Source organism: Candidatus Rickettsiella viridis, assembly GCF_003966755.1.
In the GTDB taxonomy this organism is placed as follows: Bacteria; Pseudomonadota; Gammaproteobacteria; order Diplorickettsiales; family Diplorickettsiaceae; genus Rickettsiella_B; species Rickettsiella_B viridis.
Window position 1 is genome coordinate 1,475,705 of the sequence record NZ_AP018005.1, and the last position, 16,221, is coordinate 1,491,925.

Annotated in this window: 15 protein-coding genes and 1 pseudogene; 6 read left to right on the forward strand and 10 right to left on the reverse strand. The window is 40.1% G+C overall.

Features of this window, described 5'->3' with window-relative positions:
* Nucleotides 1-331: 331 nt before the first annotated feature.
* From DMP02_RS06635 to DMP02_RS06655, 5 genes and pseudogenes are all read right to left on the reverse strand, one after another.
* Nucleotides 332-604, reverse strand: a pseudogene (locus DMP02_RS06635) (ankyrin repeat domain-containing protein); the annotation flags it as partial.
* A gap of 28 nt (nt 605-632) precedes the next feature.
* Complete coding sequence (locus DMP02_RS06640) at nt 633-1,637, reverse strand: ankyrin repeat domain-containing protein (protein WP_126323358.1); 1,005 nt, start codon at nt 1,635-1,637, stop codon at nt 633-635.
* A 335-nt stretch (nt 1,638-1,972) separates the two neighbouring features.
* The gene (locus tag DMP02_RS06645; RefSeq protein ID WP_126323523.1) at nt 1,973-2,521 is read right to left on the reverse strand and encodes a peroxiredoxin; all 549 of its coding nucleotides are present in this window, start codon (nt 2,519-2,521) and stop codon (nt 1,973-1,975) included.
* Between the two features lie 135 nt (nt 2,522-2,656).
* Complete coding sequence (locus tag DMP02_RS06650) at nt 2,657-3,499, reverse strand: polyprenyl synthetase family protein (RefSeq protein ID WP_126323359.1); 843 nt, start codon at nt 3,497-3,499, stop codon at nt 2,657-2,659.
* Complete coding sequence (locus tag DMP02_RS06655; RefSeq protein WP_126323360.1) at nt 3,499-3,750, reverse strand: exodeoxyribonuclease VII small subunit; 252 nt, start codon at nt 3,748-3,750, stop codon at nt 3,499-3,501. Before DMP02_RS06655 ends, DMP02_RS06650 begins: the two co-directional genes overlap by 1 nt.
* A gap of 163 nt (nt 3,751-3,913) precedes the next feature.
* Here DMP02_RS06655 and DMP02_RS06660 point away from each other — a divergent pair, with 163 nt between their 5' ends.
* Both DMP02_RS06660 and DMP02_RS06665 read left to right on the forward strand, forming a co-directional pair.
* Nucleotides 3,914-5,278, forward strand: a complete 1,365-nt coding sequence (locus DMP02_RS06660; RefSeq protein WP_126323361.1) for a M16 family metallopeptidase — start codon at nt 3,914-3,916, stop codon at nt 5,276-5,278.
* A complete protein-coding gene (locus DMP02_RS06665; RefSeq protein ID WP_126323362.1) occupies nt 5,268-6,590 on the forward strand; it encodes a M16 family metallopeptidase in 1,323 nt (440 codons plus the stop codon). Before DMP02_RS06660 ends, DMP02_RS06665 begins: the two co-directional genes overlap by 11 nt.
* Before the next feature lie 25 nt (nt 6,591-6,615).
* On the opposite strand, the gene DMP02_RS07250 is transcribed toward DMP02_RS06665, so the two are convergent.
* Nucleotides 6,616-6,777 carry a hypothetical protein gene (locus DMP02_RS07250; RefSeq protein WP_172594003.1) on the reverse strand — a complete coding sequence of 54 codons (162 nt, stop codon included), beginning with the start codon at nt 6,775-6,777 and terminating at the stop codon, nt 6,616-6,618.
* A 583-nt stretch (nt 6,778-7,360) separates the two neighbouring features.
* Here DMP02_RS07250 and DMP02_RS06670 point away from each other — a divergent pair.
* On the forward strand, nt 7,361-7,753 hold the full coding sequence (locus tag DMP02_RS06670; protein ID WP_126323363.1) for a hypothetical protein: 393 nt from the start codon (nt 7,361-7,363) through the stop codon (nt 7,751-7,753).
* Between the two features lie 223 nt (nt 7,754-7,976).
* Here DMP02_RS06670 and hemL read toward each other — a convergent pair whose 3' ends face one another.
* A complete protein-coding gene (gene hemL / locus DMP02_RS06675) occupies nt 7,977-9,287 on the reverse strand; it encodes a glutamate-1-semialdehyde 2,1-aminomutase (RefSeq protein ID WP_126323364.1) in 1,311 nt (436 codons plus the stop codon).
* Between the two features lie 368 nt (nt 9,288-9,655).
* Here hemL and mrdA point away from each other — a divergent pair, with 368 nt between their 5' ends.
* Complete coding sequence (gene mrdA, locus DMP02_RS06680; RefSeq protein WP_232019639.1) at nt 9,656-11,596, forward strand: penicillin-binding protein 2; 1,941 nt, start codon at nt 9,656-9,658, stop codon at nt 11,594-11,596.
* A 135-nt stretch (nt 11,597-11,731) separates the two neighbouring features.
* The gene (gene rpsT / locus DMP02_RS06685; RefSeq protein ID WP_126323366.1) at nt 11,732-12,022 is read left to right on the forward strand and encodes a 30S ribosomal protein S20; all 291 of its coding nucleotides are present in this window, start codon (nt 11,732-11,734) and stop codon (nt 12,020-12,022) included.
* Nucleotides 12,023-12,027: 5 nt separating this feature from the next.
* Here rpsT and DMP02_RS06690 read toward each other — a convergent pair whose 3' ends face one another.
* The 3 genes from DMP02_RS06690 to coq7 are packed head-to-tail and all read right to left on the reverse strand — an operon-like array spanning nt 12,028 to nt 14,624.
* On the reverse strand, nt 12,028-12,882 hold the full coding sequence (locus DMP02_RS06690) for a Rossmann-like and DUF2520 domain-containing protein (protein ID WP_126323367.1): 855 nt from the start codon (nt 12,880-12,882) through the stop codon (nt 12,028-12,030).
* Nucleotides 12,883-12,898: 16 nt separating this feature from the next.
* Nucleotides 12,899-13,975, reverse strand: a complete 1,077-nt coding sequence (locus tag DMP02_RS06695; RefSeq protein WP_126323368.1) for a mechanosensitive ion channel family protein — start codon at nt 13,973-13,975, stop codon at nt 12,899-12,901.
* A 13-nt stretch (nt 13,976-13,988) separates the two neighbouring features.
* Nucleotides 13,989-14,624 carry a 2-polyprenyl-3-methyl-6-methoxy-1,4-benzoquinone monooxygenase gene (coq7, locus tag DMP02_RS06700; RefSeq protein WP_126323524.1) on the reverse strand — a complete coding sequence of 212 codons (636 nt, stop codon included), beginning with the start codon at nt 14,622-14,624 and terminating at the stop codon, nt 13,989-13,991.
* An 87-nt stretch (nt 14,625-14,711) separates the two neighbouring features.
* On the opposite strand from coq7, the gene DMP02_RS06705 reads away from it, so the two are divergent.
* The gene (locus tag DMP02_RS06705) at nt 14,712-16,064 is read left to right on the forward strand and encodes a trypsin-like peptidase domain-containing protein (RefSeq protein ID WP_126323369.1); all 1,353 of its coding nucleotides are present in this window, start codon (nt 14,712-14,714) and stop codon (nt 16,062-16,064) included.
* Nucleotides 16,065-16,221 lie beyond the last annotated feature (157 nt).

A 16,221-nucleotide genomic window follows, 5' to 3' on the forward strand; every position in this document is an offset into this window, starting at 1 on the left:
TTCAGATAAAAGATGTTTATTTGGTGATAATAAGTATGATGTCGTAAAAGGTCCAACCTGGGGATGAAAGATAACTACCGTATAGCCTGCTGCAGGTAAGTGGCTATCGAAGGCCTGACCGAATCCTATGTCAACATACCAATATATTCATGCCTTAGCCCTCCTTGTAATTAACAATATAGTTAATTTTATAAAAACAAATAGGGATGCTTATATTTTCAACAATCATTTAATCTTGATCCCTTACAAAAAAACCCGCATCACGCGGGTTTTTGGTGTTAAATTTTGATTGTTTAAGCCACTTCAGCATTAACCTCAGCCTTGTGCTCAATTAATACTGCCCCAATAGTTTCATGACCACCGAAGGCAACCAGGTGCGTTGCGGTGCATCACTTCTTTTCTTCTCTTTAAAAAAAGTAATGATTTGTTGATTTTTAGCTTGTTCCAGAGGAGTAATCGCACCGTTAAAAGTACCAAGGGTTTGTAGTTTTTTTACCAGGTCAAAAGGAGTCACACCATACTTGTCCTTACTGTTAATATTCGCCCCTTGTTCAACGAGATATTTAACCAGCTCTAAGTGGCTTTTTATAGCAGCTATGTGTAAGGGAGTCCTCTTATTATGCTCTTCAGCATTAACCTCTGCCTTGTCTCTCGATTAACACTGCTGCAATAGCCTCATTACCCTCTAAGGCAACCAAGTGCAAAGGAGTCAGCTTATTAACATCTTTAGCATTAACGAAAGCCCCTTTCTCAATTAATAATTCTACAACAGCCTGGTGCCCATATTCGGCAGCCTGGTGTAAAGGGGTTCTCTTACTTTCATCTTCGACATTAACTTCAGCCTTATTCTTGATTAGCATCGCTGCAATACGCTCGTGACCACCAAAGGCGGCCATGTGTAAGGGGGTTAGCTTGTTAATACTTTTAGCATTAATGGCAGCTCCGTTCTCGATTAACAACTCTACAACAGCCTGGTGACCATGATAAACGGCTAGATATAAAGAGGTCCTTTTATCCTCATCTACAGCATTAACAGCAACCCCTTTCTCGATTAATACCCTGGTAATAACTTCACAACCCGTGCTGGCAGCCACATGTAAGGGGTTCATCTGCTTATTATCTTTAGCATCAACTTCCGCCCTGTTCTCGATCAACACTTTCGCAACGGCCTCATGATCACCGAAAAAAGCTACAGGTAAAGAAGCACTCTGGTTAATAGTGCCATGCGCATTAACTTCAACCTTACTTTCAGTTAATACAGCATCAGCTGCAGCCTCAGTCGCCTCAACAACCCTCCCGAAGAGAACCATATGTAAAGGGGTTCGTTGGTTATAATCTTTAGCATTAACCGCGGCTCCTCTCTTGATTAACAACTCCACAATAGCCTTGTGACCACTAAAGGCAGCCAAGTGTAAAGGAGTTACCTGACGATTATCTTTAGCATTAATCGCGGCCCCTCGCTCGATTAACAGCTCCACCGCAGCTTGGTCACCCGTTGCGACGGCCAGGTGTAACAAGGTTTGCCCCTGATCATTTTTGGCATCAACTTTTGCATCTTCTGCCTTGAACAAAGTCTCAATCAGTTCTTTATAATGATCTTGTTTAGCAACATATTCTAGTTTTTGTAAATTTGGCATAGATCATATCCTTTGTTAAAAATATACTGGATTTTTTTGGGAAATCCTTTGTAAAATTAATAATTAATTTTATATAAAAAAATTATTTTACATAAAAAAACACTTTAAAATATAAAGAATTTTATTTATTTTAATTCTTATTAATTAAATTTTATCCACATAAAAACTTTAACCTTATTAAATAAAAAAGTAAATTAAAATAGTGTTCATCTTGCTCTATCGCAATGCTCTGATTCGTTACACTCTTTGTGTTTTACTCTACTTTGCCTACGAATCATTATAATCCAGTATAAAAAACCCGCATAATGCGGGTTTTTTATTGAGCTTTTAGTTGTTTAAGCAGCTTCAGCAACGTTGATCGTATTTTGCCCGGGCTGCCAGTTACAAGGACAAAGCCCACCGTCTTGTAAAGCACGCAGTATACGTAATACTTCTTCAGGATTACGACCTACACTTAAGTCAGTGACCATATTAAAGCGAATGATACCCTCTGGATCAATAATAAAAGTGGCGCGCTGCGCAACACCCGCTGCACTGTCCAAAATACCTAAGTTATTACATAACTCATGTTTAATATCGCTTAACATAGGAAAAGAAAGGTTGCTTAAGTCTTTATTATATTGGCGCCAAGCACGATGCACAAATTCGCTATCTGTACTACCACCCAATAACACTGCATTATTTTCTTTAAACTGATCATTTAAATCGTTAAAGGCAACAATTTCAGTCGGGCATACAAAGGTAAAATCCTTAGGCCAAAAAAACAGTACTAACCATTTGCCCGGATAAGAATCATAGCTAATTTCAGTAAATGCTTTATTGATATCCGTATCAACGGTGGCTGTAAGTTTAAACTCAGGTAATCTATCCCCTACTTTTAACATCGACATGGTTATTTTCCTCTTTTAAATAAATTTTATGTAGCCTATTAAATTGCTGATATAAACAATTATTTTATATTCTAGTTATTAAAAACGGCTTATTATAGCAGTGTCTGTTTGATTAAAGAAATGAAGGTTCTATTTCAATGACGGGCTTTTACCTAGCAACTGCTCCGAAAATAAATGGCTTAGGCGACAAGTAAACTGTTCGTTAGGAAAACAAGGCAACACTTGCTGCAAGTTTTCTAATGAAGCAAACAAATAATCTTGAAAGCCGTTTTTTGATGCTATTAAACTCTGAGTCTCTACCGCATTATCACTGATATCATCCTGGAGTTGATAGCCTAAACCGATTGCCTGACCTACATGCATTAACACTGCAAGCGCATCGGAAGAGACATCAGCAACAATTCCAGCTAATTCTAAAGAAACAGAAAATAAAGCCCCCGTTTTTAAACGGTAAATAACTTCCAGTTTTTCACGATGTAATGGCCTAGCTAATCCACTGAACTCCATAGCTTGCCCACCAACCATACCACTCGGACCCGCTGCTCTTGCGAGTACGCTTATCATGGTTAGAATTTTCGATGGGGGTAACGGCGCTTTCAGCAATACTTCAAAGGCAAGTGTTTGTAATGCATCGCCAGCTAATAAGGCAATCGCCTCACCAAATACCTTATGACAGCTGGGCTTTCCTCGTCGCCAATCATCATTGTCCATCATGGGTAAATCATCATGGATTAATGAATAAGCATGGATAAGTTCAACAGCACAAGCAGATTGATCGAGTTTCTCTGGCGGGAGACCTAAAGCCTCCCCTAATAAATAAACCAGTAAAGGTCTTAAACGCTTACCGCCATTTAAAACGGAATAACGCATTGCTTCACACAGAGGCTCGGAGAGCACTGAAGAAGACAAATATTCCGCTAAAAATCGATTAATTCGTTGTTGATATTTTTCTAAGGCTTCTTTCGTAGTCACTAGGCAAATTCTTCATCTACTTCAAAGGGCACGAGAGTATCTTTCTGGCCTTTATTAAGCAAGATCTGAACCTTTTGTTCGGCTTGTTTTAGCGTGGTTTGACAGTCTTTTAGCAGATCAATCGCCCGACCAAACTGTTCAAGGGACACTTCTAGCGTCGTATTACCTTGCTCCATTTGTTCGACGATTTTTTCCAGCTCAGTCAAGCCTTTTTCAAAGTCAAAGGCCACATTTTTTTTCATCTTTGACATAGCATATTACCTATTCTGTATAGCAAGGAGTATGAAAGGCCGGCAAAGTGATGTCAAATATTATAAATGTTGTTACTATTAAATAGTTGTTTATTTTATCTCGCCGTTAATAGCACTAAGTAAGCTATTTTAAGGCCGTTCCATTACAAGGAAATCTGATTGAATGCACCTTAAAAAGATTCTTATTTATCTCAGTTTGTTATTATTCCCCTGTTTAAGCCATGCACAAGATGTTCATGAATATCATTTAAAAAATGGACTTCGCTTATTGGTTAAAGAAGATCATCGTGCACCTGTTGTGATTTCAGAGATCTGGTACAAAGTGGGTGCTAGTTATGAGCCTAATGGAATAACAGGCATCTCACACGCCTTAGAACACATGATGTTTCGTGGAACACAAGAATACGGCCCTGGTGTGCTTGAACACATGGTTGCGGCCAATGGTGGCCAACAAAATGCGTTTACGGATAGTGATTTTACGGCGTACTATCAAGAATTTTCCGCTGACAAATTACCTATTAGTTTCAAATTAGAAGCCGATAGAATGCGAAATTTATTACTACGTGAACAAGATTTTGAAAAGGAAATTCAAGTCGTGATGGAAGAACGACGCATGAGAACGGATGATAGTCCACAAGAAACCTTAATAGAACGGCTCAATGCCGCTGCTTTCGTTGCCAGCCCTTACCACCATCCTGTCATAGGATGGAAAAGTGATCTAAAAAATATGACGGCTACCGATCTACGGCAGTGGTATCAAGCATGGTACGCGCCTAATAATGCCATCGTTGTGGTAGTCGGCGATGTGAAACCCGATGCAGTTTACCAATTAGCTGAAAAATATTTTGGCCCTATAAAATCATCGCCACTACCCCCATTAAAACCAATCGATGATATTACGCCATTAGGGCAACAACATCTGGACATTCATGTTCCCGCACAATTACCTTGGCTAGTGATGGCTTATCCTGTACCTGTGATTAAAACGAATCTTAATAGCGCCGATCCTTATGCGTTGGATCTCATTACTGCCCTATTATCCATGGGAAACAGTTCCCGCTTTACTAAAAACTTAGTACGTGGAAGACAAATCGCTGCCGATGCGGATGCTTCGTATAATCCGTTTAGCCGTTTAAATAGTTTATTTTTAATAGATGCAACGCCCGCAGCGGGACATACCCTCGCTGAATTGCAGACAAACTTACTCGATGAAATCAAACAATTACAAACCTATACCGTGAGCAGCGAAGAGCTAACGCGCGCCAAAGAGCAAATAGCCGCAAACAAAATCTACCAAGCCGATTCCATTTCGCAACAAGCTTATGAGCTCGGCAGTTTAGCGGCGGTCAATTTACCTTGGCAATTAGCCGAAGATTATCTCAAACACATTAATGCCATAACACCTCGTCAGATACAAAGTGTTGCAAAAGAATATCTACAATCTAAGCATTTAACCATCGCCTATTTACATCCTTTACCTTTACATTCCACTAATCCTATTAGCCCAAGGTCTTCGCATGTACGCTAAACGTTTTTTTGCCGCCATTTTTTTGTTGTTAGCATTTGCTTTTATAACAGCAAATGCTACGGCTTCCACCTCAGTACTTCCTATTGAGCATTGGACAAGCAAAAGTGGTGTTCCTGTTTATTTTGTTGCCAAGACACAGGTACCTATCGTCGACATTGCTGTGATATTCCACGCAGGATCGGCTTACGATAGTACTTTGCCTGGTATTGCTCAGCTCACGACTCAAATGCTGGATCAAGGCACGCATAATTTCGATGCTAATGAAATCGCCAATCGTTTTGAATCGGCTGGTGCACATTATAATGCGGGAATTAATCAAGACATGGCGATAGTGCAGCTTCGCTCATTGAGTGACCCCCAATTTTTTAATGTCGCTTTCAGTACGTTTGCAGAATTAATTAGCCAAGCTAATTTTCCAGAAGATGCCTTACATCGAGAAAAAAAACAAATCCGAATTACCTTACAACAAGAAAAACAAACCCCCACCGCCATCGCAATAAAAGCATTTTATAAAGACCTATATGCTGAACATCCCTACGCCTCACCCTTATTGGGAACGGCACAAAGCATTGATCAAATTACACACGCGGAACTCATCAATTTTTATCAACGTTATTATGTTGCTCAAAACGCGATGATAGCGATTGTTGGAAATATTACAAAAGAAAAAGCTATTAACCTGGCTGATCAACTCTCATCAGCCCTGCCACGAGGCAGAAAAGTAATACCCTTAGCTAAACCTAACTCTCAATTAAGCAATCAACATTACAAAATTCATTACCCCTCTCAACAATCAACCATCCTCTTAGGACAACTCGGCATCACATTGAAAGATCCGGATTATTTTCCATTGTTAATAGGTAATCAAATTTTAGGTGGTGGCATATTGACCTCACAACTTTTTACAGAAGTAAGAAACAAACGAGGACTTTGTTACGGAATAAGCAGCAGCTTTAATACACTACAAGCAGGCGGTCCCTTTCTCATCGGGTTACAAACCCGTAAAAGCCAAGCATCTACTGCGCTTACCGTGACACAAGCCACTTTAAAAAACTTTATTGAAAAAGGACCGAGTGAACAAGAATTAGTTGCCGCTAAACAAGCATTAATTGGCAGCTTCCCACTCAGCATTGCAAATAATGCCGCTATTTTAGCTAAATTAGAAAAAATAGGCTTCTATGAACTACCTTTAAATTACTTGGATGATTATCGAGAGAAAATTAACAATGTCAGCGTTAAACAAGTACGTGATGCTTTTCAAAAACATATCAATCCAGGAAAATTACTAGTCGTTATGCTGGGTGAAGATTAAGATTAAAAGGATTATAGCCCTATTTTTAAGCTAGCGTGGCTAAAACGATGGTTCGAATGAATTTTCCTTTCATGGGATGTTGCATAAAGCCAAAGATATGTTCTACCCGTTTACGCACTTTCGAACGCCGGCTATTTTCTCGTCCAATGGCAGAGTGCGAAGGAAATTTTTTGATTCGATTAATCATATGGCTTTAATAGGCCATGTCTTTTGTTCTGAACAATAGGCACCATCAGTCCATACCGCTCGAGTGGGTCTCCTTGAGACGATAATTCTGCATAATGATTCGATAAATCAAAGAAGTTCATTTGATATTTCATCTCTAGACCTTTTCTTTTTTTATTCCATCAGTATACGTCTTTTAACTCAATTAATAGAGTTGCCCCTAAGGAACACTTAAGCTAATTCGTTCATAATAAAAGGAAGTCCTTCAGCTTAAAATTTTAGACTCGAAACTCCTGTTTTAGTCTGTGCAGAATATAATTTTTTGAACATTAATTAAAAGAAGAACAAGATATGGATACACCGATAATTTATGTGTCAATTGACTCTAATGTATTTATAAAAGATGTAGTAGAGTTTAAATCGACTATTCCAAAATATTTAAATTCTCCTCTAGAGCAAAACTTGGGTTTCTAAAAAATAGAATAGAGCAAATTTATAATACAATAAAATGCACTTATGGAGAAAATGCCCACTTAATTGTAATTATGAGAGAGGCTTTGATTGGCCCGTCAACTAATGACGTTAGGGTATCTAAAAATATTTTAATGGAAAATCAAGAAAAGTCTGTTGTATACTATATGAAAAATTTAACCATAGGGAAAAATTTAACAATTATTCCAGGAACTCTAGTTTCTTACCAAAAAAACTTTAGCAATCAAACTTCGGTTTTTAACCGAGCTTATGTAATACATGAAGGGGAAGTCTTAGGTTTTCAAGGTAAGCAAAATTTTCATGCAACAGACCTTGAAGGCGTCAATGCCGTTAAATCGGCAGACGATAGCCTTAATTCAACTTTGTTATCTGAGGATCTTCAAGGAAATAAAGCTACCTCGGCTTCGCCGGAATTCTTCAAACTCCCAGCAGCAGTATCGTTACTAACAACGCCACAAATAGAGCCTTCTGCTAACAGTGCAAGGTTGAATAGCGGCACGCGTTGACGAGCAAATCAGTATCCGCTGTAAAGAAGCGATGTGGTAAGAAGGCAGGGACAAAGTGAGTCGGGGTTATGTTCACGAGAAGTTTCAGACAGCATATCCTCAGAATTATTCGTGAAGATTATAATCGACTCACTCTGAATTAATCCCTCTACAAAATTGTTTTTATTCTTGCAATTTTGTCACCGAATGACTTAACTTATACAGTCCTAAGATTAATAATGTTTTAAGAAAGGCTAGGTTCAAGTATTTGTTTTTTTAACTTAGTAAATACTTTCTCTGCTGCATTTAACGTAAAAGAAAGTTCTTCCTCACTATGCGCACTCGAAACAAATCCGGATTCAAAAGGTGAGGGGGCGAAATAAATGCCTTCTGCTAACATTTCATGAAAAAACTGTTTAAATAATAAGGGGTTGCATCGTGCAACTTGTTCATACTGATAAATTTCATTTTCCTCGGTAAAGAAAAGTCCAAATAAACCACCCACGTGATGCCCCTGCAAAGGAATTCCTATTTCTTTAGCGATACGTAATAAACCTTCTACAAGCCTGCGCGTCATCGCACTTAAGTCGCTGTAGAAATCGGGTACGCTCAGCCTTTCTAAAGTGGCTAATCCGGCGGCTACTGAAATAGGATTACCGGACAACGTCCCTGCTTGATAAACAGATCCGTCGGGTGCAAGACAATCCATAATGTCGCTTCGCCCACCCAATGCACCAATAGGTAAACCCCCACCAATAATTTTACCTAAGGTGGTTAAATCAGGTTTTACCGCGTAAAGCGCTTGTGCTCCACCTTGGGCGACTCTAAAGCCGGTGATTACTTCATCAAAAATTAATAAACTTCCATAGTAATTACATAACTCACGTAACCCTTCTAAAAAACCTGAAAGAGGTAATAGGCACCCCATATTGCCTGCTATAGGTTCTACAATAACCGCCGCAATTTCTTTACCATGATGTAAAAATATTTGGTTAACTTGTTCAAGATTATTGAAATCAACACTTAAGGTTTGTTCTACTACTTCTTCAGGAATACCCGCTGAATCCGGTATTGAAAAACTAGCAAGTCCTGACCCTGCTTTTACTAATAAAGCATCTACATGACCGTGGTAACAACCATTAAATTTAAGGATTTTTTTACGACCGGTAAAACCACGTGCAAGACGTACCGCTGTCATGGTTGCTTCTGTGCCCGAATTCATCAGTCGCACTTTTTTTAAATTCGGCATTAGCGTACGAATCTTTTCTGCTAAATCCGCTTCTGCGGCAATAGAAGCACCGAAGCTGAGACCTTTTGCAGCGGCTTCCTGCACAGCCTTAACAACGTTTTCAGGAGCATGTCCTAAAATTAATGCCCCCCATGATCCAACATAATCAATATAGGATTTACCTTGTACATCAAACAGATAGGCTTGATTAGCATGTGAAAAAAACAGGGGTGTCCCACCTACCGCCTTAAAAGAACGTACAGGCGAATTAACGCCACCGGGCATAAATTGTTTAGCGCGTAAAAACAGTTCTTGAGAAGAAGACATAAAATATTGGAATTCTTTACTTTTCTATAAAGTCTAATTAAGTTCTAGATAGTTTAGCTTTGAAGCACCCCATTGAGGTTTTTAATGCTCACTCGTCAAAAGGCTTACAAAGATACCGTTACTGACAAAATACAGTTAGAATCATACTATAGACCTCTTTTGAAACACAGTGTTTTATTGGCCCTTAATCAAAAATTGAGCCTATTCACCCCTTCAAAAGAGAACTTATAAATAACCTCTTACTCTGGCCAAATTATCTCATGCTCAAGTCGATAAATAGGTTTAAAAACACTCGTCAGGAGCACGGATTATTTAAGCGAAGGGCATTTGCCATTCTGATAGGAATAGGATTTTTAACGCTTGTCCTATTGGGTCGTTTAATTTATCTACAACTCTTTCAGCATAACCTGTATACGACCCTGGCTCGACAGAACCAGCTCGGCCTGATCCCCGTTGAACCTAATCGCGGCCTTATTTATGACAGAAACGGTGTTTTACTGGCAGAGAATAAACCAATTTTCAATCTTGTTATTACGCCTGATTTAGTCAGCCACATGGATGAAACCATCACTACGCTCTCTAAAATTATCAAGATTGACTCAGAGGACCTCAAACAATTTGAGCGCCAACGGCGCTTACATCATCGCTTTGAACCCGTCCCTCTGCGCGTTAAATTAACTGAAGAAGAAGTTGCTAAATTTTCCATTGAGCGTTATCGCTTTCCCGGCGTTAGCATACAAGCAGAAATGATTCGTTATTACCCAAGAGGCAACGCTTTTGCCGCTATAGTCGGTTATATGGGCCGAATTAATGAGAAAGAACTACAAACTGTTGACCCTGTTAACTATAGTGCCAGCAACTTTATCGGAAAAACAGGTGTAGAAAAGTATTACGAAGCACAATTGCATGGCACAGTAGGATACCAGCAAGTTGAAACGAATGTGCATGGTCAAATCGTACGTGTTTTAAGACAAACTCAACCTATTTCTGGTAGAAGCCTCGTATTAACCATTGATAGTGGTCTACAAGAATTAGCACAACGAGCTTTAGGCCAGCAGAAAGGGGCTGTCGTTGCGCTAGATCCACGTAACGGGGAAATTTTAGCTTTTGTCAGCAGTCCTAGCTTTGACCCGAACCTCTTTGTTAGCGGCATTAAACAAACAGATTATGATGCATTAAAAAATGCACCAGGCAACCCTTTATATAATCGAGCCTTACGCGGTGCCTATCATCCAGGCTCGACAATTAAGCCTTTTATCAGCATTGAAGCCCTAAGGGATAATGTCATTACACCCTCTTATACGATTCATGATACGGGCGAATTTCAAATTAATGGTAAAGGACGGATTTATCACAATTTTCGCCGCCATTCCTATGGTGATGTCAATTTACTCAAGGCATTAACCGTTTCTTCAGATATCTATTTCTATAATCTAAGTATGCGAATGGGTATTAATCGAATTGACAGTATCCTCCATCAATTTAACTTTGGCTCACCTATAGGCATCGACCTGCCTGATGAAAGTGGTGGTGTATTACCCACTCCAGAGTGGAAGAAAAAATCCTATGGGGAATCCTGGTATCCCGGCGATACCCTTAATTGCGGTATTGGCCAAGGATATTTATTAGTAACGCCTCTGCAATTAGCCTATGCGGTCAGCACACTCGCAAACTGGGGAGAACGCTGGAAACCGCATGTAGTATTAAGCTGGCGCTCAGGTAACGGTGCTATCACGTCTATAGAGCCTGAGCGCTTAGCGCCCATAACCGATGTACCTAAACCTATCTTAAGCTTTATCCGTACGGCTATGCAGCATGTTGTCAATGCTCCTGGCGGAACTGCCGAACGCTTTTTCCCTGGTGCCCCCTATACCTTGGCAGGAAAAACAGGAACTGCTCAAGTTTTTAGTATGAAAAACAATGAGCGCTATGACTCTAAAACAATAGCTACTAAACTACGGGATGATTCCCTATTTATCACCTTTGCCCCCGTTGAGGAGCCGAAAATAGCCCTCGCCATTATTGTGCAAAATAGTGTAACACCGGCGGCAGAAATCGCTCGTCGGCTTCTTGATCACTATTTAATTCCCCCTTCACCTATCCCCACGATTACTTCTCAAGAAGCAATACCTATATCTTCTCCTACTCCTGCTGAACCCTCGAATGCAGCACAATCCAAAGAAAAACCTAGCGAGCCATTGGATCCTTCCCCAGAAGCTGATAAAAACGCCTTAACGCCTCAAAGAAGCCATCAGGATGAAGACAGCAATGATCAGGAGGGCGAAGAAAATGAAACCCCAGAAGAATAACTTGATTGACAAATATCCCGCATAAAGGCATGATTAGTGCTAAAATTCATTGCAATTCGACGTGAGCAACTCGCTTAGCGAGTTGCTCACCAGAGTAGTTTTTTCGTATTACTGATATATCCGGGGACTAGTACATTGGCTAACACAAAACAAGCAAAAAAACGCGTACGACAAGCTGAAAAAAGCCGTCAACATAACGCGAGCTATCGCTCTATGATGCGTACCTACATTAAACGCGTTGTAACAGCAATTGAAGCAGGAAAAGCAACGGAAGCGGACACCGCTTACCAAGTAGCACTTCCTATCATTGACCGTATGGCAACAAGAGGCTTTATCCATAAAAATAAAGCGGCCAGACATAAAAGTCGCTTATTAGCTAGAATTCGCAAATTAAGCCCTGCTGAATCAGAAGCCTCTGCGGCTTAAATCCACTACGACAAAAGCTGCACTAGTGCTTCTTTCAATTCAGGCACTAGCTCAGTCAGTGGTACGGTTGATTTACCCAAACTCTTATACATCTGCTGCAACTCACCGAATGGCTTTAGTACGTGCAGATGTTTTTTCAATGTTTCTTTATCACCCCGTTGAATAGGCCCTGTCAACGCTTTCGAAGCGCTTGTGTCTTTAAGCTTATTTAAAGACTGCATCATCAGGCTATTGGCTAGGGCTTTAGCTAAATCGCAGGGTAACCCTGCTTTTTGATAACAGTCCTCTGCTATCGCCGATAAAGTGACTATATAGTTAGAAGAAAGAACACAGGCCGCATGGTAAAGCGCTTTGGACTCTTTGCTTAGAAGAAATACTTGTGCGCCAATGTCCGCGATTAAGGACGATATTACGGCTAAAGCCCGTACATCACCTTCCAATGAGCAATAAGTCCCCACAAAGTTTTCTACATCCTTCAATGGATTAGAAAAACTAAAGATGGGGTGTACACTCGCTGTATAACAGCCTGTGGCTCTAATACTCTCTAAGCTATCTGATGACTGCAAACCACTCGCATGGAAAACCACACTTCTGGATTTAGGTGCGGCTTGCTCAACTAACTGTTTGCACGCCGTTTCAATGCTGTCATCTGGCGTAGCAATTAAATAAAGATCAGCGGATCTAAACTGTTTTAAGGAATGGCAAGCGGTTCCTTCCCCTATAAAAGCAACCGCGTTTTCTGAGCTACTGATACTGGAATTGTAGATATCTTGAATAAACACCTGATTGGTTTTTTTCAATAAAAAAGCCAGTGTTTTTCCTAAACGACCACAGCCGATGATGTTGAGCTTTAATTTCATACGTAGATTCGTGATGTTATTTGGGTACAGATAATTCAGACTCTTGTGTATTCAAACAAATATTGGTCGGGAAAGCCCACTTAGCGCCATGGCTATGAATGCAGTCCAATAGCTTTAAATGAAGTGTTTGTTGCAATTTTAAAAAATCAGCGCTCTTAACCAATTTAGTAAATGCATTAACGGATATATTAAGCGATGAGTGAGCTAACTCACTCAAATTAACCGTGATAGGGCGTTCCTTATCAATCGCTGCACTTTCTTGTAAAACCGATTGCATCGCTTGCAAAATCGCCGGGATTTTTTCTATATCTTGATAACGTAAACTGATAGTGCACGAGAAACGTCGATGCTTCATTCGCGATCGATTTTCCACCACTAAATTAGAAAATAATGCATTGGGAATATAAACAGGACGGCCATCCGGCGCTAACAAACGACAAACACGCCAACCGATCGCTTGCACTTGACCTTCTACTTTAAGTGCGGGTAACACAATTTGATCGCCTATCACAAAAGGCCTATCTAGAAATAACATTAAACTACCAAAAATATTCGCTAAAAGATCTTTAGCTGCGAACCCAATAAGAATACCGCCCATTCCACCAAATGCTAGTATACCTGCAATGCTTAAGCCAAATAATTGAGATGACGACAAGGCAGTAATAATGACAATAGCTATCTTAGCAATTTGGCTTAGTGCATGAACAAGCGTGGCATCCGCGGTTTTATTTTTACGTTTAAGAAATGCCGCACTATAAAATGTAACAAAACGCCATAAGAACCACGCAAGTAGCGCAATAAAAACGAGGCGACGAAATAATTGGAACTGCTGCGCTTCTAATGCCCAGTGCCAACAAAGCCATTCAAACGAATAAGTCGCACCTATCACGGCAACAAAAATGATTAAAGGTTTATAAAGTGCTTTTACGGATGCACTACTTATAAAATAAGCACCTTGGTCAAAACGCCGAACCATTTTTTTATACAACAGACGTAGGCCAAAACAAAGCAATCCCGTTATGATAAGCGCAATGCAAGCTCTTATGACACAACCCTGTAGTAATATTTTATAAACGGCGTGTAAGGTATTCATTCTTATGTATCTCTTAAATCTTATAGGCAACTAATGTCATAAACTTTGCTAATCCTTGCATACTAAACTGAATAAGCAGCGGTAACGGGATAGCGCCGGATTGCTCCGCCGTTGTCGCATGTTCAATTTCTTCTAAACGCATTTGTTCGACAATAGCACGACTTTTTTTATCATTTAGCGGCAAACGTTGTAAATGCTTATTTAAATGCCTTTCTACTTGATGTTCGGTTTCTGCTAAAAAACCTAGACTTATTTTATCGCCTAATAACCCTGCGATTAATCCCATCAATAGTGCACCGCTATACCAAAAAGCATTTAAATAACTAGGATGTGCCTTTAATTCTTCTAGGCGCTGTTCACACCACTTCAAATGGTCTGCTTCTTCCTGAGCTGCTTCTTGTAATTTCTTCTGAATATTAGATGAACGCGCTGTCAGTGCTTGGCCTTGATATAGCGCCTGCGCGCATACTTCGCCAACATGATTAACACGCATTAGCCCCGCCGCATGACGACGTTCGCTGATACTTAAGGCAGCTTCAGATAGATGAGCCGCTGGATTAGGGCGTGTTGCGAGGGGTATCGTATTAACGGATTGTAAGGCTTTATCTAGCCCTAAAATAACATGATCCCATAAAGAATATTGACGCATAAAAATCAACGACCCAAGCATATTTCATTGGAATAGGGCCAATAAATACGCTAAGCTTAGCGGCTAGCTATTTAGCCACACAAAATTATGAAAAAATTATTATACCGATTATTAGCAAGCTTACTATTAATAATAGGATTTAACGCTCCCTGTTTTGCAAATTGGCCTTTCAGCGTTGCCCAACAAATTAATAATACGAGCATTTCTCAAATATTAAAATCTATCATGCCCGCTGTGGTAAATGTTTCTGTGCAAGGCGATATTCCACCTAACCAATTGCCCCAACCTATTCCTGGCCGCCCTTATCCACGCCATTTTGAAAGCATGGGCTCGGGCGTTATTATCGATGCCAAAAAAGGTTATATTTTAACGAATGCGCACGTTATTCATGAAGCTAAATCGATTACCGTCACATTGGGTGATGGCCGTGTCTTCAAAGCGACGCTTAAAGGCGCTGATCCCGCTTCCGATATTGCTTTACTCATTATCACACCAGACCACTTAACCCAAATCCCATTGGGAAACTCAGATAATTTAAAAGTAGGCGACTTTGTTGCTGCAATTGGAAATCCTTTTGGCCTCAATCAAACAGTTACATCAGGTATTGTTAGTGCATTACAACGCACGGGCTTAGGTATAGAGGGTTATGAAAACTTTATTCAAACCGATGCGCCGATTAATCCAGGTAATTCAGGCGGTGCTTTAATTAACTTAAAAGGTGAATTAATCGGGATCAATACCGCTATACTCGCATCAAACACCAATGCGGGTAATATTGGTATTGGTTTTGCTATCCCCGTTAATATGGCACACGGTGTTATGCAACAATTAGCTGAATATGGTTCGGTACGTCGTGGATTGATGGGTGTTTTAGTTCAAGATCTAACACCCGCCCTAGCAAATGCATTTCATCTTCCTTCGAGTACAGACGGTGCTTTAGTCACTCAAGTACCTGCCTACTCTCCTGCCACAACTGCGGGCATACAAACTGGAGATATTATTCAATCAATCAATAACATAACCATCCATAATGCGGGTCAAGTAAAAAATATTGTTGGCATGTTAAGAGTCGATGATAAAGTCAGCATAAGACTGTTACGAAAAGGAAAAACAATCAATACTGAATTGAAACTGAAGGATCCTAAACAATATAAACAAGCCGCTGAATGCGATAATCCCTTCCTCTACGGAATGGTGCTACGTAACTTTGACCAAACCGTTACAGGTCAAGGGCATCTGATCGGCGTTGAAGTGATTAATATTGACGAAGACAGCATGGCTTGGCATGCCGGTATCCGTCCCGGCGATGTAATAACATCTGCCAATCAAGTCATTGTCATTAATGTCGAACAATTACAAAAAATCGCAAAAGAAAGTAAAAATGAATTATTAGTTAATGTGTTGTCACGTGCGGGTGTAAGGTTCATTATCATCAAATAGTGGGCATGAATTCGTCATGACAAAACTCAAACAAAGTAAATGTCGTAGCAAACCAAAAATAAGGCCTTTCACTGGATTGTTAAACGCTCCGCTGTTATTGCGACCGCAGCGTGGCAATCGCCATAACGAGTCCAGGCGATCATCACAACATCTCAAC